The organism is Erwinia sp. PME.40.26/001, assembly GCF_055556675.1.
Genome location: NZ_JBVHNP010000038.1, coordinates 1 through 400, shown reverse-complemented (window position 1 = coordinate 400; position 400 = coordinate 1). Strand labels below are relative to the sequence as shown.

Annotated in this window: 1 protein-coding gene; it reads left to right on the top strand. The window is 59.0% G+C overall.

Annotated elements, in window-relative coordinates:
* Position 1 precedes the first annotated feature (1 nt).
* The coding region (locus ACZ3HG_RS23100) for an FAD-dependent oxidoreductase (protein ID WP_465334624.1) at positions 2 to 400 on the top strand (399 nt) is incomplete at its 3' end.

The window sequence follows — 400 nt, the reverse complement described above, 5'->3', positions numbered from 1 at the left end:
TGTGATAGGCGGGGGCATTAACGGTGCCGGTATCGCGGTTGACGCCGCAGGGCGTGGTTTATCCGTGCTCATGCTTGAGGCTCAGGATCTCGCCTGCGCGACCTCCAGCAACAGCTCTAAATTGATTCACGGTGGCCTGCGCTACCTTGAACACTATGAATTCCGCCTGGTGAGCGAAGCGCTCGCCGAACGTGAAGTGCTGCTGAAAATGGCACCGCACATCGCCTTCCCGATGCGTTTCCGCCTGCCGCACCGCCCTCACCTGCGCCCGGCGTGGATGATCCGCATTGGTCTGTTTATGTACGATCACCTGGGTAAACGCACCAGCCTACCGGCGTCGAAAGGGTTGCGTTTTGGCTCAGAGTCGGTGCTGAAACCAGAAATCGTGCGCGGATTCGAA